Raw genomic sequence first — 24,354 nt, 5'->3', positions numbered from 1 at the left:
AGGGCGACCCGTGACGGACACTCCGGCTGGGGGTAGGCAGGCGATGGATCGGCGGCAGGACAGACGCGCGGGCAGGACGGTCGCCGCGGTGGGCATCCTCCTCGGCCTGGGGACGGGCGCCGCGGGCTGCGCCGGCAGCGGGGCCGCCGCCGAGGACGTCAAGGGCGGCGGCGATCCGGTCGCCATGCTGCACCGGGCGGCCGACGCGCTGCGCGACGCGGGCAGTTCCAAGGCCGGCACCTCGATGGAGATGGCCACGGGCGGCACCCGGGTCACCATCCGCGGCCGGGGGGTGTACGACTACCGGCACCGCCTGGGCCGGCTGACCGTCATGCTGCCCGAGGATCCCGCGGGCGCCTCCGAACACCGGCCCATCACCGAACTCCTCGCCCCGGGCGCGCTGTTCATGAAGAACCGGGGCGCGGGCGTGCCCGCCGACAAGTGGGTGCGGGTGGACAGCGCCACGCTGTCCGACGGCAACCTGGTCACCGGCGGCGCGACCGACCCGTACGCGGCGGCCGAGGTGCTGCGCGGGACGCGGCAGGCGGTGTTCGTCGGCCGGACCCGGGTCGGCGGGACGCCGGTGCGGCACTACCGGGGCACCGCCGACCTGGCCCGCGCGGCCGGGTCCGCCTCCGCCGGCAACAGGGCGTCCCTGGCCGCGGCGGCGAGGGGCTTCGCCACGGCAACGGTGCCGTTCGACGCCTACCTGGACGACCAGGGCCGCATCCGCAAGCTCCGGCAGCGCTTCAGCTTCGTCAACGGCCGCCGCAAGGCCACCGTGGCGGTCGCCTCGACCCTGCTGCTGTACGACTTCGGCGTCCCCGCCGAGGTGCGGCTGCCGGCGCCGGCGGACATCTACGCCGGCCGGGTGGCCGAGCGGACCACCGGCGGCGACGTCGGGAACCGGCCACCGCACTAGTCCGGGACACCACCCCGTAAGTAGCCCGTCCGTGCCATGCGCGGCGTGCGGGCCGCTGCCTACCCTAGGAAGTCGGTGACGGCGGGGAAGAGGTGAGGCGGGTGGCTCCGGTCGGTGGTACGGCGGTACAGGACCACGTGGCCCTCGCCGAGATCGAGCTGTGCGGAGAGCTGATCATCGCGGCGTCGGCCGCCGAGGACCGGCTCAGCCTGGAGAGCATCGACGAGGTGCTGCGGGTGGCGGAGGAACGCGACCCGGCCTGACGGCCGCCCCCGGCGAGGCCGGCGGCTCAGGTGCGCAGCAGCCGCCCGATGGCCTTCGTCGCCTCGTCGACCTTCGCGTCGATCTCGTCACCGCCCTTGACGGCCGCGTCGGCGACGCAGTGCCGCAGGTGCTCCTCCAGCAGCTGGAGCGCGAAGGACTGGAGCGCCTTGGTGGAGGCGGAGACCTGCGTGAGTATGTCGATGCAGTACGTGTCCGCCTCCACCATGCGCTGGAGCCCGCGGATCTGGCCCTCGATCCGGCGCAACCGCTTGAGGTGCTCGTCCTTCTGCTGGTGGTAGCCGTGGGTGGCGCCGGCCTCGGTCGTCGTCATCGCTGGCCTCCGTCGTGGAACGAGCTGCGGACAAAAGGGATACATACCCCCAGTGGGTATATGGTAACGAACTTTGCGGGGTAGAGGGCCGTTGGTACGCCCCCGTGCCGACCACCGTGGTCCATGGGCGACACTGGGGGACGGCCCATTAGCCGTGGCCGGATGATGCGCCTAGCATCAGCCTGACCGAAACCGAAGCACCCCGAGGACCCCACGTGCGCTTTCGTCTGACCCCCAGGGAGACGAGCTTCTACGACATGTTCGCCGCGTCCGCGGACAACATCGTCACCGGCTCGAAGCTCCTGATGGAACTGCTCGGGGCGGACTCCTCCGCCCGGGCCGAGATCGCAGAGCGTATGCGGGCCGCGGAACACGCAGGTGACGACGCCACGCACGCGATCTTCCACCAGCTGAACTCCTCCTTCATCACGCCCTTCGACCGCGAGGACATCTACAACCTCGCCTCGTCCCTCGACGACATCATGGACTTCATGGAGGAGGCGGTCGACCTGGTCGTCCTCTACAACGTCGAGGAACTGCCCAAGGGCGTCGAGCAGCAGATCGAGGTCCTGGCCCGGGCGGCCGAGCTGACGGCCGAGGCCATGCCGAACCTGCGGACCATGGACAACCTCACCGAGTACTGGATCGAGGTCAACCGGCTGGAGAACCAGGCCGACCAGATCCACCGCAAGCTGCTCGCCCAGCTCTTCAACGGCAAGTACGACGCGATCGAGGTGCTGAAGCTCAAGCAGATCGTCGACGTCCTGGAAGAGGCGGCGGACGCGTTCGAGCACGTGGCGAACACGGTGGAGACCATCGCCGTCAAGGAGTCCTGAGGCGTCGATGGACACCTTCGCCCTGATCGTGACCGTCGCGGTCGCGCTCTTCTTCACGTACACCAACGGTTTCCACGACTCCGCGAACGCGATCGCCACCTCGGTGTCGACGCGGGCGCTGACCCCGCGCGCGGCCCTCGCCATGGCGGCCGTCATGAACCTCGCCGGCGCCTTCCTCGGCTCCGGCGTCGCCAAGACGGTCAGCGAGGGCCTGATCGAGACACCCCAGGGCTCCAAGGGGATGGGCATCCTCTTCGCCGCGCTGGTCGGCGCGATCGTCTGGAACCTGGTCACCTGGTACTTCGGGCTGCCCTCCTCGTCGTCGCACGCGCTGTTCGGCGGCATGGTCGGCGCGGCGCTCGCGGGCGGCACGGACGTCCTCTGGAGCGGCGTCCTGGACAAGGTCATCATTCCGATGTTCCTGTCGCCGGTCGTGGGCCTGATCGTCGGCTATCTGATGATGACCGCGATCATGTGGCTGTTCCGGCGGTCCAACCCGCACAAGGCCAAGCGCGGCTTCCGCATCGCGCAGACCGTCTCGGCGGCCGGCATGGCGCTCGGCCACGGCCTCCAGGACGCCCAGAAGACCATGGGTGTCGTGGTGCTGGCCCTGGTCATCTCCGGCAACGCGACGTTCGAGGACCCGATCCCGGTCTGGGTGAAGCTCGTCTGCGCGATGATGCTCTCGCTCGGCACCTACGCCGGCGGCTGGCGGATCATGCGCACACTCGGCCGCAAGATCATCGAACTCGACCCGCCGCAGGGCTTCGCCGCGGAGACCACCGGCGCGTCGATCATGTTCACCACCGCCTTCCTCTTCAAGGCGCCGATCTCCACCACCCACGTCATCACCTCCGCGATCATGGGCGTGGGCGCGACCAAGCGCGTCAACGCCGTCCGCTGGGGCGTGGCGAAGAACATCGTCCTCGGCTGGTTCATCACCATGCCGGCGGCCGCGCTGGTCGCCGCCGCGGCCTTCGGGATCGTCGACCTCGTGGCGCTCTGACGGACAACGCGTCGGGCCCGCCCCCGGGATTTTAGGGGGCGGGCCCTTCCACGTCCCCGCGGTGGCACCGCCATGCAGCACCGCGAGGGGTCCGGGGGTCAGCCGAAGCGGCCCGAGATGTAGTCCTCGGTGGCCTGGACGGACGGGTTGGAGAAGATCCGCTCGGTGTCGTCGATCTCGATCAGCCGGCCGGGCTGCCCGACCGCCGACAGGTTGAAGAACGCCGTACGGTCCGAGACCCGCGCCGCCTGCTGCATGTTGTGCGTCACGATGACGATCGTGAAGCGCTCCTTCAGCTCGCAGATCAGGTCCTCGATGGCGAGCGTGGAGATCGGGTCCAGCGCCGAGCAGGGCTCGTCCATCAGCAGCACGTCCGGCGCGACCGCGATCGCCCGCGCGATGCACAGGCGCTGCTGCTGGCCGCCGGAGAGGCCGGAGCCCGGCTTGTTCAGGCGGTCCTTGACCTCGTTCCAGAGGTTCGCGCCCTTGAGCGACTTCTCGACGACGTCGTTCAGCTCGCTCTTCTTGTAGCTGCCGTTCAGCCGCAGGCCCGCCGCCACGTTGTCGAAGATCGACATGGTGGGGAACGGGTTCGGGCGCTGGAAGACCATGCCCACCTCACGGCGGACGGACACCGGGTCGATCGCGGTGCCGTACAGGTCCTCGTCGTCCAGCAGCACCTTGCCCTCGACCCGGCCGCCCGGAGTCACCTCGTGCATCCGGTTCAGCGTGCGCAGGAACGTCGACTTGCCGCAGCCGGAGGGGCCGATGAACGCCGTCACCGAGCGCGGCTCGACGGTCATCGATATGTCTTCGATCGCCTTGTGGGAGCCGTAGTAGGCGGTGAGTCCGCTCACGTCGATTCGCTTGGCCATTACTACTTCACTTCCAGTCAGTCACCTGGCGGGCCCCGGTCGGCGGCCGGCCGCGCGGCGGTAGCCGCGGATTGTCAGCGCGGGGCCTTCCAGCGGGCGATACCGCGGGCCACCAGGTTGAGGATCATCACGAAGGCGATGAGGGTGAGGGACGCCGCCCACGCGCGGTCGTACGCCGCGTTGGCGCCCGCGCTCTGCGCGTACTGCTGGTAGATGTACAGCGGCAGCGACGCCTGGGCGCCCTCGAACGGGTTGTTGTTGATGAACGGGTTGCCGAAGACGAGCAGCAGCACCGGCGCGGTCTCGCCCGCGATACGGGCGATGGCCAGCATGATGCCGGTGGTGATGCCGCCGATGGAGGTCGGCAGGACCACCTTCAGGATGGTCCGCCACTTCGGCACGCCTAGGGCCAGGGAGGCCTCGCGCAGCTCGTTGGGGACGAGCTTGAGCATCTCCTCGGTGGAGCGGACGACGACCGGCATCATCAGGATGGCCAGGGCCAGCGAACCGGCGAAGCCGAACGGCTGCATCTCGAAGATGAGCATCAGGCTGAGGATGAACAGGCCCGCGACGATGGACGGGATGCCCGTCATCACGTCGACGAAGAAGGTCACCGCCGTCGAGAGGCGGCCCCGCCCGTACTCCACCAGGTAGATCGCGGTGAGCACACCGACCGGGGCGCCGATGGCGGTGGCGAGCCCGACCTGCTCCAGGCTGCCGATGATGGCGTGGTAGATGCCGCCGCCCGCCTCGGAGTCGGCGACGACGCCCATGGAGTGGCTGAGGAAGTAGAAGTCGAGGACCTTCACGCCGCGCGAGACGGTCGTCCACACCAGGGAGACCAGGGGGACGACGGCGAGCAGGAAGGCGACCCAGACGAGCGAGGTGGCGACCCGGTCCTTGGCCTGCCGGCGGCCCTCCACCCGGGCGGCGATGCCGAAGGTGCCGAGGACGAACAGGATCGCGGCGATCAGGCCCCACTGGACCCTGCTGTGCAGGCCGCCCGCCAGCCCGATGACGACCGCGAGGGCGATCGACCCGGCGGCGATGGCCCACGGGGACCACTTCGGCAGGCGGGCGCCGCGCAGCGAGCCGGGGCGCTTGTCGGTGAGAGCTGCGGTGCTCATGCGTTGGCCCCCGAGTACTCCTTGCGGCGGGCGATGATCGCGCGGGCCGCGCCGTTGACCACCAGGGTGATCACGAACAGGACCAGGCCGGAGGCGATCAGCGCGTCGCGACCCTGCTCGGTGGCCTCACCGAACTTGCTGGCGATGTTCTGCGCGAAGGTGCCGCCGCCCGGGTCGAGCAGGCTGAGGTGGATGTCGTAGTCCGGGGAGAGCACGGTGGCGACGGCCATCGTCTCGCCCAGGGCGCGGCCGAGGCCGAGCATCGACGCGGAGATCACACCGGAGCGGCCGAACGGCAGGACGGACATCCGCACGACCTCCCAGCGGGTGGCGCCGAGGGCCAGCGCGGCCTCCTCGTGCATCCGCGGGACCTGCCGGAAGACCTCACGGCTGACGTTGGTGATGATCGGCAGGATCATGATCGCCAGCAGGACGCCGACGGTGAGCATGGCGCGGGGGGCGCCGCCGTCCCAGGCGAACAGGCCCGTCCAGCCGAGGTAGGTGTCCAGCCAGCCGTACAGCCCCTGCATGTGCGGGACGAGGACCAGCGCGCCCCACAGGCCGTAGACGATGGACGGCACGGCGGCGAGCAGGTCGATCACGTAGGCGATGAGGCCGCTCAGCCGGCGCGGGGCGTAGTGGGTGAGGAACAGCGCGATCGCGACGGCGACCGGGACCGCGATGGCCATGGCGACGATCGAGGAGACGACCGTGCCGAAGGCCAGCACCGCGATGCCGAACACCGGCGGGGTGAGGTTGGTGTTCCACTCGAAGGTGGTGAGGAAGTTCCCGTGGTCCTTGCTGATCGCGAGGGAGGCGCGGTAGGTGAGGAACACCGCGATCGCGCCCATCACCGCGAGCAGCAGGATGCCGGAGCCCCGGGTCAGGCCCAGGAAGATCCGGTCACCGGCGCGGGAGGCGCCCCGGGACGCGCGCGGCTGCCCGGTCACCGCGGGCTGGGGGCTGGGAGGGGGTGTGTCGGTAGTCGATATGTCCATCGGGTTCTCCGGTCTGCGGAGCCGCGTCCCCCCGGGGGCCGGCTCGTGGCGGCGGTGCACCGGACGGTGCGGCCCGGACCTGGTGGGTGCCGGGCCGCACTCTCGGATCAGGTCAGCTCAGGCCCTCGATGGTGGTGCGGACCTTGGCGATGATCTCGTCGGGGATCGGGGCGTACGCGTTCTGCGCCAGCACCTTCTGGCCGTCCTCGCCGGCGATGTAGCGCAGGAACGCCTTGGTGGCGGGCAGCGTGTCGGCCTTGTTGCCCTTGTCGCAGACGATCTCGTACGTGACCAGGGTGATCGGGTAGGCGCCGTCGGCCTTGGTCTTGTAGTCGAGCTGGAGCGACAGGTCCTTGCCGGTGCCGACGACCTTGGCGGCCGCGATGTCGGCGGTGGCGGAGTCGGTCGACGGCTTCACCGGGGACTTGGCGCCGGTGTCGATGGAGACCGTGGAGATGTCCTTGGCGTAGGACAGCTCGAAGTAGCCGATCGCGCCGGAGTTCTGCTTGACGCCCTGGGCGACACCGGCCGAACCGGACGCCGCCTGGCCGCCCTTGGCCTGCCAGGCCTTGCCGCCGGAGTACTTCCAGTTGTCCGGGGCGGTGGCGATCAGGTACTTGGTGAAGTTGTCCGTGGTGCCGGAGTCCTCGGAACGGTGGAACGCCTGGATCTTCAGGTCGGGCAGCTTCGCGCCGGGGTTCAGCTTCTTGATCGCCGCGTCGTTCCAGTTGGTGATCTTGCTGTCGAAGATCTTGGCGAGGGTCGGCGCGTCCAGGACCAGGTTGTCGACACCCGGGACGTTGTAGCCGAGGGCGATCGGGCCGCCGACCATCGGCAGGTCGATGCCCTGGCCGCCGGAGCAGACCTTCTTGGAGGCGGTGACCTCCTCGGGCTTCAGCGCGGAGTCCGAACCGGCGAACGCGATCTGGCCCTGGTTGAAGGAGGTGACACCGGCACCCGAGCCGGCGCCCTTGTAGTTGATCTGCACGTGGCAGGCCTGGGAGAAGGCCTTGACCCAGGCGTCGATCGCGTTCTTCTGCGCGGAGGAGCCGTCCGCGAGCAGCTGACCCTTGGCGTCGTCGCACTTGACCGAGCCGGCGCCGGCCGACGCGGAGGTGCCGCCGGACGCCTTGCCGCTGCCGCCGTTGTCGTCGGAGCCGCACGCCGTCAGGGCCAGGGCACCGGAGACGGCGACAGCACCGAGGGAGAGGGCGCGCAGCCGGTTCTTGCGCTGAAGCTTCACTTCTGGTGGTTCCTTCCAGGAGCCGCCGCTGTCGGCGGCGCGCGAGGGTCGAAAAGTTGCGTGAGTCAGTCGAGCGCGTTCATGCCCGCACTCAGCACCCGCTACGGCCGAAATTAGGCAGAACAGGTGAAGGCGCCGATGGCCGGAAGTGAACGAGGAGTGAACCCCTGCCGTCGGCCCGGTGAGGTCACGGAATGCTCACGGGGAGAGCACGTGGAGGTCCCGGTGGAGGTCCCGAACGACCCGGTCGCCCGGACGTATATTCGACACCTCTCATCCGGGCGGGGAACCCCACGGCGCGGGGCGTCGTCTCGTTCCCCGAGAGCCGAGGAAAGGCGACGGACATGGAACGGCGTACGTTCATCTCGGGTGGCACCGCCGCCCTCGCGACCACCGCACTGACCGCGTGCGGTGCGGGCGGAGGCCGTTCCGCCCCGGCCCCGGCGCACCCGGGCGCCCCGTCGGGTTCCCCGTCGTTCACCGCCCTCAGGACCACCAGCGCGAGCGCCGCCGCCAACTGGGCCGCCCTCGCCCGCGACCTCGACGGCACCCTGCTGCGGCCCGGTGACGCCTCCTGGAAGACCGCCCACCAGCTCTACAACACCCGCTTCGACGGCCTGAAGCCCGCCGCGGTGGCCTACGTCGCCCACCCCGAGGACATCCGCACCACCCTGGCCTACGCCCGCGCCCACCACATCAAGGTGTCGATACGCAACGGCGGCCACTCCTACGCCGGCTACTCCTCCGGCGACAACCGGCTCGTCCTCGACGTCTCCCGGCTCAACAAGGTCCGTGCCGCCGGCGGCCAGGCCGTCGTGGGCGCCGGCGCCAAGCTCATCGACGTCTACCGCGGGCTCGCCGCGAAGGGCGTGACCGTGCCCGCCGGCTCCTGCCCCACCGTCGGCATCTCCGGCCTCGTCCTCGGCGGCGGCCATGGCGTCGCCTCCCGCGCCTACGGCCTGACCTGCGACAGCCTCACCCAGGCCACGCTGATCACCGCCGACGGCACCCAGGTCACCGCGGACGCCACCCACCACTCCGACCTGTTCTGGGCGCTGCGCGGCGCCGGCAACGGCAACTTCGGCGTCGTCACCGAACTGCACTTCCGCACCCATCCGGCACCGCAGGCCGTCACCGCCTACCTGAGCTGGCCCTGGGCCAAGGCCGCCAAGGTGCTCCAGGCCTGGCAGGAATGGGGCCCGAGCCAGCCCGACGAGATCTGGTCCTCCCTGCACCTGTCCTGCTCCCCCGGCCACACCCCGACCGTCTCCGTCTCCTGCTTCTCCCTCGGCACCTACGGCGAACTCCAGAACGCCGTCGACCGCCTCGCCCACCGGGCCGGCGCCGACGCCGCCTCCGTCACCCTGCGCCGCCGCGGCTACGAGGAGGCGATGGAGATCTACGCCGGCTGCTCCTCCTTCTCCGCCGACGCCCAGTGCCACCTGCCCGGCTCCACCCCGGGCCGCTCCCCGCAGGGCAGGCTGGGCCGGGAGACCTACGCCGCCCGCTCCGACTTCTTCGACCGCTCGCTGTCCGCGGCCGGCGTCCAGACCGCGCTCAAGCAGATCGCCTCCGTCCGGGGCGGCGGGGGCAGCATCGCCTTCACCGCGCTCGGCGGCGCCGTCAACCGGGTCTCGCCGACCGCCACCGCGTTCGTCCACCGCCGCTCCCGGATGCTGGCCCAGTACCTCGTCTCCTGGGGCGCGGGGGCCTCCGGCACCACCGCCCAGACCTGGCTGAACTCGGCCCACACCGCGATGAAGCCGTACGCCTCGGGCGCCGCCTACCAGAACTACGCCGACCCGACGCTCAAGGACTGGCGGACGGCGTACTACGGCGACGCGACGGCCCGGCTGAACAAGGTCAAGAAGCAGTACGACCCCCAGCGCTTCTTCTCCTACACACAGGGGCTGTAGAAGGCGGCGGGGGCCGTGGGTAGGGGCGGGGCTGCCGTACGTGGCTTCAGGGGCTGTAGGCGGCGGCAGGGACTGCGGAGATCGCTGCAACGGGGCTCGCGGGGCCTGTACGGGCCCCGCGACACTTCCGGGGCCTGTGACGGGCCTCGGGGGCGCATGCAGCGTCCCTGTGCGCCCCTCAGGCCGTTCCTGGGCGCCCCCGGAAGGGCCTCCGTAGAGCCTTCGGGGGTCCAGCGGACCGGCCGGGAGGCTACCGGGCCCCTTTCGAGGGCCCACCGGGCGCCGGAGGCACCGGGCCGCCCATGGGCCGCCGGGCCGCCGGTGCCGTCACCGGCCGCCCTCGGACGCCGCACCGGCCGGCAGGCTCACGCGGCCAGGTCGCGTTCCTCGGACTCGGCCGGGCAGCGGGCGCCGGCGAGGAGGGGCACGCCCGGCGCCGAACGCCGCCGCACCAGCCCGCCCACCCTCGGCGAACGCTCCACGGCCCGCATCAGCGGGGTCAGCAGCGCGGTGGCCGGCGGGGACAGCAGCAGGACGACGGCCGTACCGAGCGCGAAACCGCCGACGACGTCCGTCGGGTAGTGCACGCCCATGTACACCCGGCAGAAGCCCTCCAGGAGGGCCAGACCGATGCCCACAAGCCCGAAGCGACGGTGGGCGACGAAGAGACCGACCCCGAGCGCCATCGTGATCGTCGCGTGGTCGCTGACGAAGGAGAAGTCGTTCTTGCCGGAGACGAGGACGTCCAGCCCCTCATGGTCCAGGAACGGCCGCGGACGCTGCACGAAACCCCGTATCGGCACGTTCACCAGCACCGCCAGGCCGGCCGCCAGCGGCGCCCACACCAGCGCGGCCACCGAGGGCGCCGCCTCCTCGCCGCCCCGGCGCCGCACCGACCACCAGCACCACACGATCAGCAGCACCATGGCGAGCAGCAGGCCGTACTCACCGACGAACTCCATGACCCGGTCCCACCAGTGCGGCGCGTCCTTGGCCAGGCCATTGATGTCGTACAGCAGGTCGACGTCGGGGTTCGATCCGGAATCGGCGAGTACAGCCATGGTGCTGCGGCCCCTTCGTCGTTGGTCCGGACGCACCGGGTGTGCGTCGCTCCTGCCCCCCGTGGTTCGTAGATCCGCTTCCGCTGCACTGCCGCACTGACGTCCGCTCGGCTACGTCAACAGGAACGCACAGCCACCATTCATACGTTCCACTCTCCACCGAATGATCACGCAGACGTTACCGAAGAGAGACTCATCGCCGCAGCTCAGGGGGTGGGTTCACGCTCGGTTCACACCTTCGTGGGGAGAGCTTTTGCGCCATCTTCGGTGACCCGGGTGGCCCCGAAGTAGTCCGGGGTGTCGACGGGGTCGAACCGGATCACGGCACCCGTCCGGGGCGCGTCGATCATGTAACCGCCGCCGACGTAGATGCCCACGTGCCGGATGGCCCGGGAGTCGGTCAGGTCATCCGAGAAGAACACCAGGTCCCCCGGGAGCAGCTCGTCCCGCGAAGGGTGCGGGCCGGCGTTGTACTGGTCGTTGGCGACCCGGGGCAGCGTGATGCCGACCTTCTCGTACGAGGCCTTGGTCAGACCCGAGCAGTCGAAGCGTCCGCCCTGGTCGGCGGTGCCCTCGCCGCCCCACAGGTACGGCGTGCCGAGCTTGCTCTGCGCGAAGGCGATGGCCCCCGCGGCCGCCCGGGTCGGGTCCAGCCGGCTGACCGGCGCGGCGAAGCTCTCCTCCAGGCTGCGGATGCGCTGGACGTAGTTGCGCGTCTCGCTGATGGACGGCACCCCGCCCGCCCTTATGACGCGGTAGGCGCCCGCGTTGTAGGCGGCGAGCATGTTGTCGGAGACGTCGCCGGGGACGTCCTTGACGTACTTCGCGAGCTCGCAGTCGTACGACGCGGCCGACGGGATCGCGTCATTCGGGTCCCAGATGTCACGCCTGCCGTCACCGTTGCCGTCGATGCCGTGCGTCGCCCAGGTGCTCGGGATGAACTGGGCGATGCCGCGGGCGTCGGCGGGGCTGACCACCGTCGGGTTCCACCCGCTCTCCTGGTACAGCTGGGCGGCGAGCAGCGCCGGACTGAGCGCCGGGCACAGGTTGCCCCACCGCTGCACCAGCGTCTTGTAGGCGGCCGGCACCGCGCCCTTGGCGAGCCCCCGGGCGCCCGAGGCCGCACCGCCGGCCAGGTTCCCCGCCACGATGTACACCCCGACGACCAGCAGCATGACGAAGCCCATGCCGAGCGCGACGGCCGCCCCACCGAACACCCATACCTTCCGCACGGTTCAACTTTCCCCCATGCGGACCCCGTTCAAGGCCATTTGAACGCGAAGTGGCGTCATTTCGCCATCGCGCCACCCCCCGCTGACGGCCGCTCAGTCCCCGGCCGACGCCTCCCGGTACAGCTCCGCCGCCTCGCCGCCCAGCACCACGCTGTAGGAGACGTCGGCCGTGGCCCCGCCCTGCTGATGGCCGCCGATGACCCCGACGACCTGCCCGTCGCCGTTCACCCAGGGGCTGCCGCTGGTGCCCCCGCTGAAGTCCGGGCACGCGATGCGCTGCTGGGTGCCGCTGTGCACGGCCGGCTTGGCGGTGCAGCTGATCGGCGACTCGCGCGAGTCCGGATAGCCCATCACGGTGACGGCGGTGGCGCCGGTGGCCGTCCCGGCCGTGAACCGGTTGGCCCCCACGACGTCCTCGATCCGCTCACCGTCACGCTCGGCGACGGTGACGAAGGCGACGTCACTGTCCTCGTCCCGGCCGCCGGTCCACCCTTCGGGCAGGAAGCGCCGCGTCACCCGCCACACCCCGAACGGCGCCCGCCCGTCCCGGTAGCCCGGCTCGAACACCAGGTCGCCGTCCTCACCGTCCACACAGTGCGCGGCCGTGACGACGAGGTCACCGCGCGCCCCGTGCACCACCGAGGCGGTGCAGAAGTGGCCGCCGGACGGCCTGCCCGACGGGTCCGCGGCGAACAGCGCCCCGACCCGCGCGCTCTGCCGGGTCGCGACCGCATCGGCCGTGACCCCCAACGGCCCCGGCCCGTCGTCGGCGGCGGCCACGGACGCCGAGGTCAGCGCGAGCATCACCACCGCGCCGAGCAGCGCGGGCCGGGAGGTGACCGAGATGCGTGAGATGCGTGAGATGCGCTTCATCAAGCCCCACTCTGTCCCACGAAGCTGAGAAACCCGCTCCGACATCACTGAGATTCTCCTGTGAACACCGGGTGCCCCGCCACCGCAGCCCCGCAAACCCGGGTCCCCGCACCCCACCGGGCCCGCGCACGACACCCCTGGAATCGAACGTGTGCCCGACACTCGAGCGTCACCGCAACCCGTCGGCCACCCCCACACCCGTGAGAACATCTCCCCGAAGCCTCACCCGACCGGCCGTCAGAACCCGCGCCACGCAACGCGTCCAGCCGTGAAAGAGGCCAACGACCGAACCACGCGCCAGGTTCCGCTCCGACTTCATTGCCCGGCGTGACCTGCCGTGATACACAGAGTGACCGTGCGGGCCATTCGTACGAAACCCGCCAGTCAATGACGTCAAGTCGACATACGTGGACGACGTTGTCGGCGACAATGAGGCCTGACCTCTGCACACCGCAGAGGCACACGCGGAACTACCCACCAGGGGCGGTGACTTACATGCTCTTTGCGGCCGACAAGGGAGACATCAACACCATCATCGGCGGAATCGCTCCGGACTGGGGCCCCTTCGGCAGCCTGGGCAACGAGGCCAAGGTGATGATCGAGGTGGTCATGGCCGTGGCCATCCTCCTCTGCCTGGGCCTCGCGGTATGGGGCGCGGCCAAACAGCGCATCGGCGCCACGGCCCTGCGGGACACCTTCAGCGCCGAACAGGGCAAGGGCCTGATCATCGCCGGCCTCACCGGCGTCTTCATCATCGGCTCCCTCGGCACCCTGTTCACCATCGTGTACGGCATGGCGGTGTAACCCTCCTCCCGGGCACGCCCGGCCACGGCTGTCCCCTCCACCCCACCCACCCGTCGTGCCCACCGGCTGAGGTTGCGTTTCCCTGATGTCGAGTCACCACACCGCGCCCGCGCGGGAACCAGCACGGCTACCGTCGTATGTCTACGAGGTGGAGGGGGCGTACGCGGCATGAATCACGGAGACGAACAGAGCTACACCGACTACGGCGACACGGGCCAGACCCGGACCCGCCTACCGGAGAACGACCCCTACGGCGGCGCCCCCCGCCGCCCCCACCGCTCCTCCTCCCGGAGCCTGGTCACGGTGGTCGGCGTGGTGGTCCTCCTGATCGCAGCCATCGCCTTCGCAAACAAAAACAACAACACCCACACGGACGACACCGCCACCACCAAGGGTTCCCGCCCCCAGACCTCCACGACAGCCCCCACGGGCACCCACCCGGTAGGCACCAGAACAGCAGGCATCCCCTCAGGCTTCCCCCGCACAGAACAGGGAGCCCAGAGCGCGGCGGCGAACTATGCGTCGGTCCTCGGGTCCGACGGCATGTTCAATGCCTCACGACGACACGAGATCGTGCAGACCATCGCCGATCCCAGCACGGTGAGCCGTCTCCAGGCCGGCTTCGACGCCGATTACTCGGCCTCCTTCCTGAGGAAGGTCGGCCTCGACGACAACGGCACCGCCCCCAAAGGCAGCACGTTCGTGAACCGCACAGTGCCGGTGGGCACCAAGACAACAGCACTGAGCGAACGCGCGGCGACGGTCGAGGTCTGGTGCAACGGCCTGTTCGGCCTCGCCGATGACGCTTCGACCAATCCGGTGACCAGCAATTGGTTCACCGTGACCATGAAACTGAGCTGGGACAGCGGTGACTGGAAGGTTCGGGAAACCACCCAGAGGACCGGCCCGACCCCCGTCGCCGGCGACAACCCTGTGTCCGGAGCCGGCGACATCAGCAGGGCGGTCCAGGAGTTCGGAGGCTTCACCTATGCCCGGTAGCCAGCACCGCACGCTCAAGCTCACCGGCCTGGTGGCCACCGTCCAGACGGCTGTCGTCCTGCTCGCCACGCAAGCGGTAGCAGCTCCGCATCCGACACCTTCCAAGAGCGACGACCCCTGCTCACTGATCGCCGGTCCGGCCAAGAAGTACTGCGAGAACGGCCGCAGCGGGTCCAAGGGCTCCTCCGGCCTCACCAAAAACCCCCTAACCGACACCCTCGATCCCCTCGCCTCCCTTGCGAAGGGATGCGCCGAAGCGGCCGCGTGGACCGTCGGCAAGCTCAGCAAGGCGGTGAAGGAGACCGCCAACGTGGACTTCACCAACGCGAAGTTCCTCCAGCAGTACGCGATCGTGTTCGCGGCGTCCACGATCCTCACCCTCCTGCTGTGGCTCCTGGCGGTAGCCAAGCGCGCCGTCCGCGGCGTGCCACTCACCACCGCCATCTCGGAGGCCATCGGCTTCCTGTGGCTGACGGTCCTCGCCTCCGCCTTCACCCCCCTGATCCTGTACACGGTGGTGTCGGCGACCGACGGCGTCACGGACGTCCTCGCCAAGGCCACCGGCGACCAGACCGACACCTTCTTCGGCACCTTCTCCGGCGCCCTGAACAAGGGCACCGACATCGGCGGCGGCCCCATCATGCTGATCGTGGTCTCCCTGGTCAGCATCCTCGCCGCCGGCATCCTCTGGCTTGAGCTGGTGATCCGCGCCGCACTGCTCTACGTCGGCGCCCTCCTCGGCACCGTCGTCTACGCCGGACTGGTCGACAAGAACCTGTGGGGCCACGTACGCCGCTGGGCCGGCATCATGATCGCGGTCATCCTGGTGAAACCGGTCATCGTCATCGTGCTCGGCCTCGCCGGCGCCCTCTCCGGCGCCGACGGCCCGGACGCCTTCTCCGCCGTCGTCTCCGGCCTCGCCATCATCCTGCTCGCCATCTTCGCCAGCGCGATGATCTACCGCTTCGTCCCCGGCTTCGGCGACGAGATCGCCGGCTCCCGCAGCAACCGCATCATGCAGGGCGCCGAGGGCAAGGCCGCCGCCGTCATCAGCTCGCCCGCCACCCTCGTCGCCCAGGGCATCAAGACCCACAGCACCCGCGCCGACAACAACGGCGGCACAGGCCAGTCCGGCAGCGCCCCGCGCCCGGCCAACCCCGTCACCGGCGGTGTCGCCGCCCACAGCAGCCGCACCCCCTCCGGGAGCTCCGGCGGAGCCGTCCCCTCCGCCACCCCCGCGCCCCGCGCGGCCAGCCCGGTGAACACCCCGCACGCCAGCAACGCCCGCAACAACCGCTCGGGAGGTGAAGGGCGTTGACGACCGAGTCCCACCTGTCCCATCCGATCACGCCCCGCCGTACGTATCTGATCGGCCGCGCCCGGCCCAACGCGATCGTGGGCCGCAACCGCGAGTCCGGCGAGATCGCGCTGATCGTCATCGGCGCGTTCCTCGGCATGATGTGCGGCCTCCTCGTCCCGGTGCTGCCCCTGCGCATCGTGCTGCTGACCGGCTTCCCGCTGCTCGCGCTCGCCGCGGTCTACGTGCCGTACAAGCGCCGCACCTTCTACAAGTGGTTCGAGATCAACCGCAGCTACAAACGGACCGTCAAACGGGGCGCCCACTACCGCTCGACCGTCATGGAGGCCGGCACCGGCCTCGACGGCCGCGAGGTCGAGATCGGCCCTCCCCCCGGCATCGGGCGCATCAACTGGCTCGCCGCCCCCTTCGGCCCCGACGAGATCGCCGTACTGCTGCACGCCGACCGCAAGACGGTCACGGCGGCCATCGAGATCGAGGGCCCGGGCGTCGGCCTGCGCGACTCCGAGGACCAGGAAGCCCTCGTCGACCGCTTCGGCACACTGCTCAAGCACGTCGCCAACGGGGACGGCTTCGTCACCCGCATCCAGATGCTCGCCCGGACGCTGCCCGCCGACCCGGACGCGCACGCCAAGGACGTCAGCCTGCGCGGCGACGACCGCTCCCCGGACTGGCTCCAGCAGTCCTACGACCAGCTCCAGTCCATGGTGTCCACCAGCAGCGAGCAGCACCGCGCCTACCTCGTCGCCTGCATGCACTACACCCGCGACCTGGCCGCCGAGGCGAACGCCATGGCCCGCGCCGTCCGCGCCCACGGCACCAAGGTCGACCGCGACGTCGGTCTCGCCGTCGTCATGGCCCGCGAGCTGACCGACATCTGCTCGCGCCTCCAGGAGGCCGACATCCGCGTACGGCAGCCCTTGGGCCAGGGACGGCTGGCCTCCCTCATCCACTCCATGTACGACCCCGACCACCCCATCGACCACATCCAGGCGATGACCAAGCGCAACGCCTGGCCGGCCGAGCTCGACGCCATGCAGCCCACCTTCCTCCAGGCCAAGACCCGCGAGTCCAGCACCCGCGCCCCCTGGTGCCACGCCACCGCCTGGGTGAAGGAGTGGCCGATGACCCCGGTCGGCGTCAACTTCCTCGCCCCGCTCCTCGTCCACACCCCGGACGTCATCCGGACGGTCGCCGTCACCATGGACCTCGAACCCACCGAGGTCGCCATCGAACGCATGCTGACCGAGAAGACCAACGACGAGGCCGAGGCGTCCCGCGCCGCCAAGATGAACCGCACCGTCGACCCCCGGGACATCGCCGCCCACAACCGCCTCGACCAGCGCGGCGAGGACCTCGCCAGTGGCGCCGCGGGCGTCAACCTCGTCGGCTACATCACCGTCTCCTCGCGTTCCCCCGAGGCCCTCGCCCGCGACAAGCGCACGATAAGGGCCTCCGCGGGCAAGTCGTACCTCAAGCTGGAATGGTGCGACCGGGAGCACCACCGCGCCTTCGTGAACACACTTCCGTTCGCCACCGGCATCCGAAGGTAGGGGCTGATTCGCCGATGCGGGATCCGCTGTCCGTCCTCACCGACGCCTTCACCTCCTTCCTCTTCGGGAAGGTGGAGACCACCCGGCTGCCGGTGCGCACCTCCACGGGCCAGGCCCAGGCCGTCTACCTGCCCACGGCCGCGCCCGGCCTCGGCGACTCCGGCGTCATCATCGGCCGCGAGGTCTACTCCGGGAAGGGATACATCTACGACCCCTTCCAGCTGTACGGCCAGCAGCTCCCGGCCCCGCACTGGCTCGTCCTCGGCGAGTCCGGCAACGGCAAGTCGGCGCTGGAGAAGACGTACGTCATGCGCCAGCTGCGGTTCAAGGACCGCCAGGTCGTCGTCCTGGACGCGCAGGGCGAGGACGGGGTCGGCGAGTGGAACCTGATCGCCGAGGAGCTGGGGATAACCCCCATCCGGCTCGACCCGACGGCCGCCCTGAACCACGGGATCCGGCTGAACCCCCTGGACCCGGCGATCACCACCACCGGCCAGCTCGCGCTGCTCCGGACGATCATCGAGGTGGCGATGGGCCACGGCCTGGACGAACGCTCCGGCTTCGCCCTCAAGGTCGCCCACTCCTACGTCAACGAGACCATCCTCGACCGCCAGCCGGTCCTCACCGACATCGTCGAGCAGCTGCGCCACCCCGAACCGGAGTCGGCCGAGGCGATGAACGTCGCCATAGACGACGTACGCGCCTGGGGACTCGACGTCGCCCTGGTCCTGGACCGGCTGGTCGACGGCGACCTGCGCGGCATGTTCGACGGCCCGACCACGGTCGGCATCGACCTCGACGCCCCGCTCATCGTCTTCGACCTGTCCCACATCGACCGCAACTCCATCGCCATGCCGATCCTCATGGCGATCGTCGGCGTCTGGCTGGAGCACACCTGGATCCGCCCCGACCGGAAGAAGCGCATCTTCCTGGTCGAGGAGGCCTGGCACATCATCAACAGTCCCTTCGTCGCCCAGCTGTTCCAGCGCCTGCTGAAGTTCGGCCGGCGGCTCGGCCTGTCCTTCGTGGCCGTCGTCCACCACCTGTCCGACGTCGTCGACGGCGCCGCCGCGAAGGAGGCGGCGGCCATCCTGAAGATGGCGTCGACCCGGACGATCTACGCCCAGAAGGCCGACGAGGCACGCGCCACGGGCCGGGTGCTGGGCCTGCCGCGATGGGCGGTGGAGATCATCCCGACGCTCACGCCCGGCATCGCGGTCTGGGACGTCAACGGCAACGTCCAGGTGGTCAAACACCTGATCACGGAGACGGAACGCCCGCTGGTCTTCACCGACCGGGCGATGACCCAGTCCTCCAGCGACTTCGCGGCCGACGAGGCCCTGCGCGCGGCCGAGCTGGAGGCCGAGCAGCGCGCGGCGGCCTTCGTGGAGCAGCACCTGGGCGACTCCGAGTCGACGGTGGCGTAGGGAGGGGCAGCGTGAGACCGGACGACCGCCGTGACAGCCGCGCGCAGGGCCGGGGCGGCGGCATCCCCGACGGGCTGCTCGTCGGCCTGCTGGCGTTCCTCCTCGGCATGACCCTGCTGGTGTGGACGGCCACCGGGCTGGCGGCCCGCTTCGCGCAGGGCGCCTGGCCGCACGGCGTCACCTTCACCCGGACGCCTCTGGCCATGCGCCATCTCATCGCCCGGCCCCATGACATCACCGGAGCCTGGCCGGACACCCCACCGTCCCAGCTGTCCGGCTGGGGCCTGTTCTGGGGGCTGTTCATCGGCCAGCTGATGATCCTGTTCGTCCTCGCCCTGTTCCTGATCGGCTCGGTGACGCGATGGCGCGCGCGCCGGGCGACGGCCAGGCACGGCGGCCCCACGCACACCGAAGGCCTCCCCGACGGACCGGTCACCGACGGGCGGACCACAGATCCCACACCAGCGAGCCCAACACCAGTAATCCCCGCACCAGCAGCTCCCGCCCCAGCGATTCCCGCGCCACCGCCGGCATCCACGCCCAGGCCCACGCCACCCCCCGCCCCCACGCACGAGATTCCGGCGCCGCGCGCCGAGCCCGCGCCGCACGAGGCCGGCTCCCTCGCGGCCGGGATTGCGCGGACGGGCCCGTGGACGGTGGCCGGCACCGGCGGACCGGTGCTCTACGGCGCCCCGGCGACCCGCCGACCGGCCGCGGTGCAGGCCATCCGGGACGCCGCCGGCCCCACCGTCGTCGTCACCTCGGACCCCGCGCTCTGGGCGGAGACGAAGGACGCGAAGGCCAAATTGGGCCCCACCCTGCTCTACGACCCCACGCACCTCTGCGACACCCCGGCCCGCCTCCACTGGTCGCCCACGGCGGGCTGCGCCGACCGGCAGACGGCGCTGCACAGGGCGACGGCCCTCCTCGCCCCCGTACGTCCCACCGCCCGGATCGACCAGGCGGTCACCGACACGGCGACCACCCTCCTGCGCAGCTACCTTCACGCCGCGGCCCTGGAGAACCGCACCGTCCGCCACGTCCACCGCTGGGCCCAGGGCACCCAGGTCCAGGACGCCGTACGCACCCTGCGCACCCACGCCAAGGCCGCGCCAGGCGCCGCGGGGGAACTCGAGGCGGCCCTCACCGCGCACCCCGAACGCCGGGACATCGCCCAGGAACTGACCAGCAGGGCCCTCGCCGCCCTGCTGACGGTCAACGTCCGCGAGGCGTGCATCCCGAACCGAACCGATGCCCTCGCCCTGGATTCCTTCGTCCACGAGGGGGGCACACTCTATGTGGTCGGTGAATCCATCGAGGACCCCAGGAGCAGACCGGGCGCGATGCCGCTCCTGACGGCCCTCGTCTCCAGCGTGGTCGAGCACGGCCGGCGCATGGCCGAACGGTCATCCTCCGGTCGGCTCGACCCACCACTCACCCTGGTCCTGGACGACATCGCCGCCGTGGCACCCTTCCCCGAGCTGCCGTCCCTGCTCGCCGGCGGAGCCGACCGCGGCATGCCCACGCTGGCCCTGCTCCGCTCGCGCGAACAGGCCCGCTCCCGCTGGCCCCACCACGAACTCCCGGTCCAGGCGGGCCCGTCCGGTCGGAACGGTTCAGGCGGCCCGATCTAGGGCCTGTCTTCAAAGTCCCGCCTGCCCTTCGGGCGACGACGTGACTTCACGCAAACGGCCTAGAGCTGCGACGCCCCTCCGTCGACAGGGAACTCCGTTCCCGTCGAGAAGGTCGCACCGAACGCCAAGTACGCCACCGCGGCGGCCACTTCCTCGGACATCCCCAGCCGCTGCATCGGGTTGGTGCTCCGGTAGGTGTCCTTCATCGTCTCGGCGACGTCGGCGGGGACGGAGCGGTCCAGGATGCCCGTGTCGGTCGGGCCGGGGCTCACGGCATTGACCCGCACCTTGTGCGGCAGCAGCTCGCGGGCCAGGGTGCGGGTCATCGACCGCAGGGCTGCCTTGCTCGCCGAGTAGACACTGAGCGTGTCGAGGCCCAGGACGTTCACCACCGACGTGGTGAGGACCACACCGCTTCCCTCGCGCAACAGCGGCGCCAACGCCTGCACCGTGAAGTACGGGCCCTTGGTGTTGATGTCGAACAGCGTGTCGTACATCTCCTCCGTCGTTGAGTCGAACGGCGCGGACTCGCTGATGGCGGCGTTGACGAACAGCGCGTCCACCGCACCGAACCGCTCCTGGACCGTGCCGGCCAGCGCCTTGATGTCCTTCAGGGACGCGGCGTCGCTGCGGACGCCGACCGCCTTGTCTCCCAGCTGCTCAAGCGCGGCGTCCAGAGTGGATCGGGTGCGGCCGGTGATCAGTACGTGCGCCCCGCCGTCCGCGAACAACCGGGCCGTAGCCAGGCCAATACCGCTGCTTCCGCCCGTAATCACGATCTTCTTGCCGTCATAAGTGGTCATGCCCTCAAGCCAATATCCACCCGCACACCCTGTCCAAGACCTGTTCCGTATGCCGTCATGCCCCAGGCGTATGACGAGGCGCGACGTACCCTGAGCGAATGGACGTCGATCTCCGGCTCGTGCGCTATTTCACAGTCGTGGCGGAGTACGGCAACTTCGGCCGGGCCGCCACCAAGCTGCACCTGGCACAGCCGTCGCTGAGCCGCCAGATCCAGCGACTCGAGGCTCAGCTCGGTGTCCGGCTTTTCGTCCGTTCGCCGCAGGGCAGCAGCCTCACCGACGCCGGTCAGGCATTCCTTCCCAGGGCCCGGATACTGCTCCAAGAGGCCGAGCAAGCCGCTCGCACGGCCAGAGCCGCCGTCCAGCCCCCTATCGTCATCGTCGGCTGCGCCGAAGGACTGGTCATCACCGCCTGCGTGCGGGAACTGCGCCGTCGGCACCCCGACGGCCAGGTCCGTACCCGGCACCTCGACTGGCGGGACACGCGCGCCCTCGCCGAGGGGCGGGTCGACGCCCTCGTCGTGTACAGGCCCCTGCCCTTCCCCACGGACGGCTTCCGGGTGACCAAGCTTCATCAGGAATCACGGGTACTCGTCACATCGGCAAGTCATCATCTGGCGAACGAGAAAGCCGTCAGCCTGCGGGCTCTGTCGGACGAGAAACTGGTGGCCTGCGTCAGCACTCCGGTTGTCTGGAGCACGCCCAAGCCGGTCGACGACCACCCGGCACCACCCCCACCCGCGATCGACGACAGCTACGAGGACAAGCTGGAACTCATCGCCACCGGCCACTGTGTCGCGATCTTCCCCGCCTCCGATCGACGCGCTGCTGTGCGCGAGGACATCGCCCTGGTGCCCGTCATCGACATCGATCCCTGCGAACTCGTGCTCGTCACGCGTGCTGGCGACCCAAACCCGCTGCTCGGATCCCTTGAAGACGTCGCACGTACATTGCTCGGCACAGCCTCCCGACAGGAGAACAGCACGCTGCCGATCAGCTGACCCCTCGCGGCGGCGTCTCCAAATGATCTCGTGCGGTGGATCATGGTCGGTGATACGTCGCCATGAACTGTCCGATGCCGAGTGGGAGTTTGTCCGTCCTCTGTTGCCTCGGTCGGAGCGAGGGCGGAAGCGGTCGGATGACCGGACGGTCCTCAATGGGATCATCTGGAAGTTCCGTACAGGCACGGGCGGATGCGGCCGGTGAGGTCGACTGGCTGGTATCGGTCGACTCCACCATCGTCCGGGCCCACCAGCACGCGGCCGGGGCCCGAAAAAAGGGGGGCTCCGGAACGCCGCGATCGGCCGCTCCAGAGGCGGACTGACCAGCAAGATTCACCTGGTCTGCGACACTGTCGGCCGACCGCTCGCCGTCGTTCTCACCGGCGGGAACACCAATGACTGCACCCAGTTCACCGCCGTGATGGAGGCGATACGGGTGCCCCGCATCGGTCCTGGCCGACCCCGCGTACGGCCCGATCGTGTCCTGGGAGACAAGGGCTACAGCTCGAAGGCGATCCGGGCCTGGTTGCGGCGCCGGGGCATCACGCACACCATCCCGGAACGAGCCGACCAGATCCGCAACCGGGCCCGGCGCGGCAGCCTCGGCGGAGGTCCGCCAGTGGTCGATCGCGAACTCCACAAGCAGCGCAACGTTGTGGAACGGTGCTTCAACCGCTTGAAGCAATGGCGCGGCATCGCGACCCGCTACGACAAAACCGCCGAGTCCTACCAGGCCGCCCGTAACCCTCGCCTCGCTGCTGATGTGGGCCTGACACTTTGACGACAACTCCTAGGTGACCCGGTGCGGACCGGCGGTCCTGACGCGGTCGGGTCATCCCGCCGGCCGGTCCAGGACGAACTCCAGCTCGTTCTCGGACTCGTTCTGGGAGAACGTCAGGACCAGTCCGCTCGGCACGAACCCGATCCTGCGGTACGCGCCCTGGGCCCGCACGTTGTCCTCGTGGACGATCAGCCGCACCCGTTCGACCCGCATCCGCCACGCCCAGTCCAGGCCGGCGTCGAACAGCGCCCCGATCAGCCCGTTGCCGCGGTGTTCCGGCCGGACGTAGACGCCCACGACGTGCCCCTGCCGCCGCTCGACGGGGTTGCCGGCCCAGTCCTTGGTCCCCGCCTCCTCGACGAGCACGGTCAGGGTGCCCACCCAGGTCCCGTCCGGTGCCTCGGCGATGAACTGCTGGGCGGCCGTGGATCCCTCACCGGAGCCGACGGCCCGGTCCTGCCAGTACTCGTCGGGCCTGTCCGCCGCTTCCTCGTAGGTGCCCAGGAAGGCGATCCGCGCGACCGGGTCCCGCAACGCGTCCAGCCGCAGCTGCCGCACGGCGGCCCACTCGTCGGGACGTATGGCACGGACGGTGTAGTCATCCCTGGTCAGGCCGGGTGCATCGGTGAAGCTGGTCATGTGGTCACCGTAGACCACGCGTTGTCAGTGGCACGCCGTATTTTGGCAGCATGACCACACTCAACGACCGGCCGGACACCGCGCTGCTCGTCATCGATGTCCAGAACGGCGTCGTCGTCGGCGCCCACCGCCGGGACGACGTCATCGCCAACATCAACACCCTCATCGACAGGGCCCGCGCGGCGGGCGTACCGGTGATCTGGGTGCAGCACTCGGACGACGCGCTGGAGAGGGGGAGCGACGACTGGCAGTACGTCCCGGAGCTGGTCCGGGAGGCCGGCGAACCGCTGGTCCACAAGAGCTACGGGGACTCCTTCGAGGAGACCGATCTGGAGAGCGCCCTCGCCGAGCACCGGGTGGGGCGGCTCGTCGTGGCGGGTGCCCAGACCGACGCCTGCGTCCGCTCCACGCTGCACGGTGCGGTCGTCCGTGGTTACGACGCGACGCTGGTCGCCGACGCGCACACCACCGAGGACCGCACCGCGTACGGCGCACCCACCCCGGAGCAGGTGATCGCGCACACCAACCTGTACTGGAAGTTCCACACGGCGCCCGGCCGCCGGGGTGGCACGCTGGACACCGCGGAGGTCACCTTCTAGAAAAGTCGCCGGAAAAACAGAAAACCCCCGCATCGAAGATGCGGGGGTTTTCCCAAAGATTGTTCGGCGGTGTCCTACTCTCCCACAGGGTCCCCCCTGCAGTACCATCGGC

General features: G+C 70.1%; 23 protein-coding genes and 1 pseudogene. 14 read left to right on the top strand and 10 right to left on the bottom strand.

What is annotated here, in order from left to right; translation table 11 throughout:
* Positions 1-43 precede the first annotated feature (43 nt).
* The gene (locus ACIQVT_RS14140; RefSeq protein ID WP_403751861.1) at positions 44-922 is read left to right on the top strand and encodes a hypothetical protein; all 879 of its coding nucleotides are present in this window, start codon (positions 44-46) and stop codon (positions 920-922) included.
* A gap of 101 nt (positions 923-1,023) precedes the next feature.
* Entirely contained in the window at positions 1,024-1,185 is a 162-nt protein-coding gene (locus ACIQVT_RS14135; RefSeq protein ID WP_189752189.1) for a hypothetical protein, read from the top strand.
* A gap of 26 nt (positions 1,186-1,211) precedes the next feature.
* Here ACIQVT_RS14135 and ACIQVT_RS14130 read toward each other — a convergent pair whose 3' ends face one another.
* Complete coding sequence (locus ACIQVT_RS14130) at positions 1,212-1,517, bottom strand: metal-sensitive transcriptional regulator (RefSeq protein WP_403751859.1); 306 nt, start codon at positions 1,515-1,517, stop codon at positions 1,212-1,214.
* 215 nt (positions 1,518-1,732) lie between these two features.
* Here ACIQVT_RS14130 and ACIQVT_RS14125 point away from each other — a divergent pair, with 215 nt between their 5' ends.
* Positions 1,733-2,353 carry a DUF47 domain-containing protein gene (locus tag ACIQVT_RS14125; protein WP_121788071.1) on the top strand — a complete coding sequence of 207 codons (621 nt, stop codon included), beginning with the start codon at positions 1,733-1,735 and terminating at the stop codon, positions 2,351-2,353.
* 7 nt (positions 2,354-2,360) lie between these two features.
* A complete protein-coding gene (locus ACIQVT_RS14120; RefSeq protein ID WP_403751856.1) occupies positions 2,361-3,359 on the top strand; it encodes an anion permease in 999 nt (332 codons plus the stop codon).
* Positions 3,360-3,457: 98 nt separating this feature from the next.
* On the opposite strand, the gene pstB is transcribed toward ACIQVT_RS14120, so the two are convergent.
* From pstB to pstS, 4 genes are all read right to left on the bottom strand, one after another.
* A complete protein-coding gene (gene pstB, locus ACIQVT_RS14115; protein ID WP_403751854.1) occupies positions 3,458-4,234 on the bottom strand; it encodes a phosphate ABC transporter ATP-binding protein PstB in 777 nt (258 codons plus the stop codon).
* A gap of 74 nt (positions 4,235-4,308) precedes the next feature.
* Positions 4,309-5,361, bottom strand: a complete 1,053-nt coding sequence (pstA, locus tag ACIQVT_RS14110) for a phosphate ABC transporter permease PstA (RefSeq protein ID WP_403751852.1) — start codon at positions 5,359-5,361, stop codon at positions 4,309-4,311.
* On the bottom strand, positions 5,358-6,359 hold the full coding sequence (gene pstC, locus ACIQVT_RS14105) for a phosphate ABC transporter permease subunit PstC (RefSeq protein ID WP_403751850.1): 1,002 nt from the start codon (positions 6,357-6,359) through the stop codon (positions 5,358-5,360). Before pstC ends, pstA begins: the two co-directional genes overlap by 4 nt.
* Before the next feature lie 112 nt (positions 6,360-6,471).
* Positions 6,472-7,602 carry a phosphate ABC transporter substrate-binding protein PstS gene (gene pstS / locus ACIQVT_RS14100; protein ID WP_403751848.1) on the bottom strand — a complete coding sequence of 377 codons (1,131 nt, stop codon included), beginning with the start codon at positions 7,600-7,602 and terminating at the stop codon, positions 6,472-6,474.
* A gap of 344 nt (positions 7,603-7,946) precedes the next feature.
* Here pstS and ACIQVT_RS14095 point away from each other — a divergent pair, with 344 nt between their 5' ends.
* On the top strand, positions 7,947-9,518 hold the full coding sequence (locus tag ACIQVT_RS14095; protein ID WP_403751846.1) for an FAD-binding oxidoreductase: 1,572 nt from the start codon (positions 7,947-7,949) through the stop codon (positions 9,516-9,518).
* Positions 9,519-9,883: 365 nt separating this feature from the next.
* On the opposite strand, the gene ACIQVT_RS14090 is transcribed toward ACIQVT_RS14095, so the two are convergent.
* From ACIQVT_RS14090 to ACIQVT_RS14080, 3 genes are all read right to left on the bottom strand, one after another.
* The gene (locus ACIQVT_RS14090; RefSeq protein WP_403751844.1) at positions 9,884-10,579 is read right to left on the bottom strand and encodes a phosphatase PAP2 family protein; all 696 of its coding nucleotides are present in this window, start codon (positions 10,577-10,579) and stop codon (positions 9,884-9,886) included.
* A gap of 230 nt (positions 10,580-10,809) precedes the next feature.
* A complete protein-coding gene (locus ACIQVT_RS14085; RefSeq protein ID WP_403751842.1) occupies positions 10,810-11,811 on the bottom strand; it encodes an NlpC/P60 family protein in 1,002 nt (333 codons plus the stop codon).
* A gap of 93 nt (positions 11,812-11,904) precedes the next feature.
* Positions 11,905-12,684 (bottom strand): trypsin-like serine peptidase, encoded by a 780-nt coding sequence (locus tag ACIQVT_RS14080; RefSeq protein WP_403751840.1) that lies wholly within the window; start codon positions 12,682-12,684, stop codon positions 11,905-11,907.
* Positions 12,685-13,179: 495 nt separating this feature from the next.
* Here ACIQVT_RS14080 and ACIQVT_RS14075 point away from each other — a divergent pair, with 495 nt between their 5' ends.
* The 6 genes from ACIQVT_RS14075 to ACIQVT_RS14050 all read left to right on the top strand — a co-directional run bounded on the left by ACIQVT_RS14075 (position 13,180) and on the right by ACIQVT_RS14050 (position 20,419).
* Positions 13,180-13,488 (top strand): hypothetical protein, encoded by a 309-nt coding sequence (locus ACIQVT_RS14075; RefSeq protein ID WP_016436843.1) that lies wholly within the window; start codon positions 13,180-13,182, stop codon positions 13,486-13,488.
* Between the two features lie 168 nt (positions 13,489-13,656).
* Positions 13,657-14,487 (top strand): hypothetical protein, encoded by an 831-nt coding sequence (locus tag ACIQVT_RS14070; protein WP_403751838.1) that lies wholly within the window; start codon positions 13,657-13,659, stop codon positions 14,485-14,487.
* Positions 14,477-15,805, top strand: coding sequence for a hypothetical protein (locus ACIQVT_RS14065; RefSeq protein ID WP_403751836.1), 1,329 nt, complete (start codon positions 14,477-14,479; stop codon positions 15,803-15,805). Before ACIQVT_RS14070 ends, ACIQVT_RS14065 begins: the two co-directional genes overlap by 11 nt.
* Complete coding sequence (locus tag ACIQVT_RS14060; protein WP_403751834.1) at positions 15,802-17,358, top strand: SCO6880 family protein; 1,557 nt, start codon at positions 15,802-15,804, stop codon at positions 17,356-17,358. The genes ACIQVT_RS14065 and ACIQVT_RS14060 overlap by 4 nt, the downstream gene beginning before the upstream one ends.
* A 14-nt stretch (positions 17,359-17,372) precedes the next feature.
* The gene (locus ACIQVT_RS14055; RefSeq protein ID WP_403751832.1) at positions 17,373-18,785 is read left to right on the top strand and encodes an ATP-binding protein; all 1,413 of its coding nucleotides are present in this window, start codon (positions 17,373-17,375) and stop codon (positions 18,783-18,785) included.
* 11 nt (positions 18,786-18,796) lie between these two features.
* A complete protein-coding gene (locus ACIQVT_RS14050; protein WP_403751830.1) occupies positions 18,797-20,419 on the top strand; it encodes a type VI secretion protein in 1,623 nt (540 codons plus the stop codon).
* A 59-nt stretch (positions 20,420-20,478) separates the two neighbouring features.
* Here ACIQVT_RS14050 and ACIQVT_RS14045 read toward each other — a convergent pair whose 3' ends face one another.
* Positions 20,479-21,222, bottom strand: a complete 744-nt coding sequence (locus tag ACIQVT_RS14045; protein ID WP_403751828.1) for an SDR family oxidoreductase — start codon at positions 21,220-21,222, stop codon at positions 20,479-20,481.
* Positions 21,223-21,320: 98 nt separating this feature from the next.
* Between ACIQVT_RS14045 and ACIQVT_RS14040 the strand changes: the two genes are divergently transcribed.
* Positions 21,321-22,223, top strand: coding sequence for a LysR family transcriptional regulator (locus ACIQVT_RS14040; RefSeq protein ID WP_403751826.1), 903 nt, complete (start codon positions 21,321-21,323; stop codon positions 22,221-22,223).
* Positions 22,224-22,275: 52 nt separating this feature from the next.
* Positions 22,276-22,996 (top strand): annotated as a pseudogene (locus tag ACIQVT_RS14035) (IS5 family transposase).
* 59 nt (positions 22,997-23,055) lie between these two features.
* Here ACIQVT_RS14035 and ACIQVT_RS14030 read toward each other — a convergent pair.
* On the bottom strand, positions 23,056-23,643 hold the full coding sequence (locus ACIQVT_RS14030) for a GNAT family N-acetyltransferase (protein ID WP_403751824.1): 588 nt from the start codon (positions 23,641-23,643) through the stop codon (positions 23,056-23,058).
* 50 nt (positions 23,644-23,693) lie between these two features.
* Between ACIQVT_RS14030 and ACIQVT_RS14025 the strand changes: the two genes are divergently transcribed.
* Complete coding sequence (locus ACIQVT_RS14025) at positions 23,694-24,242, top strand: cysteine hydrolase family protein (RefSeq protein WP_403751822.1); 549 nt, start codon at positions 23,694-23,696, stop codon at positions 24,240-24,242.
* Positions 24,243-24,354 lie beyond the last annotated feature (112 nt).

The organism is Streptomyces sp. NPDC100445, from assembly GCF_044759735.1.
Taxonomy (GTDB): Bacteria; Actinomycetota; Actinomycetes; order Streptomycetales; family Streptomycetaceae; genus Streptomyces.
The sequence above is the reverse complement of the archived record's forward strand: the minus strand, read 5'-3'. Positions and strand labels throughout refer to the sequence as shown.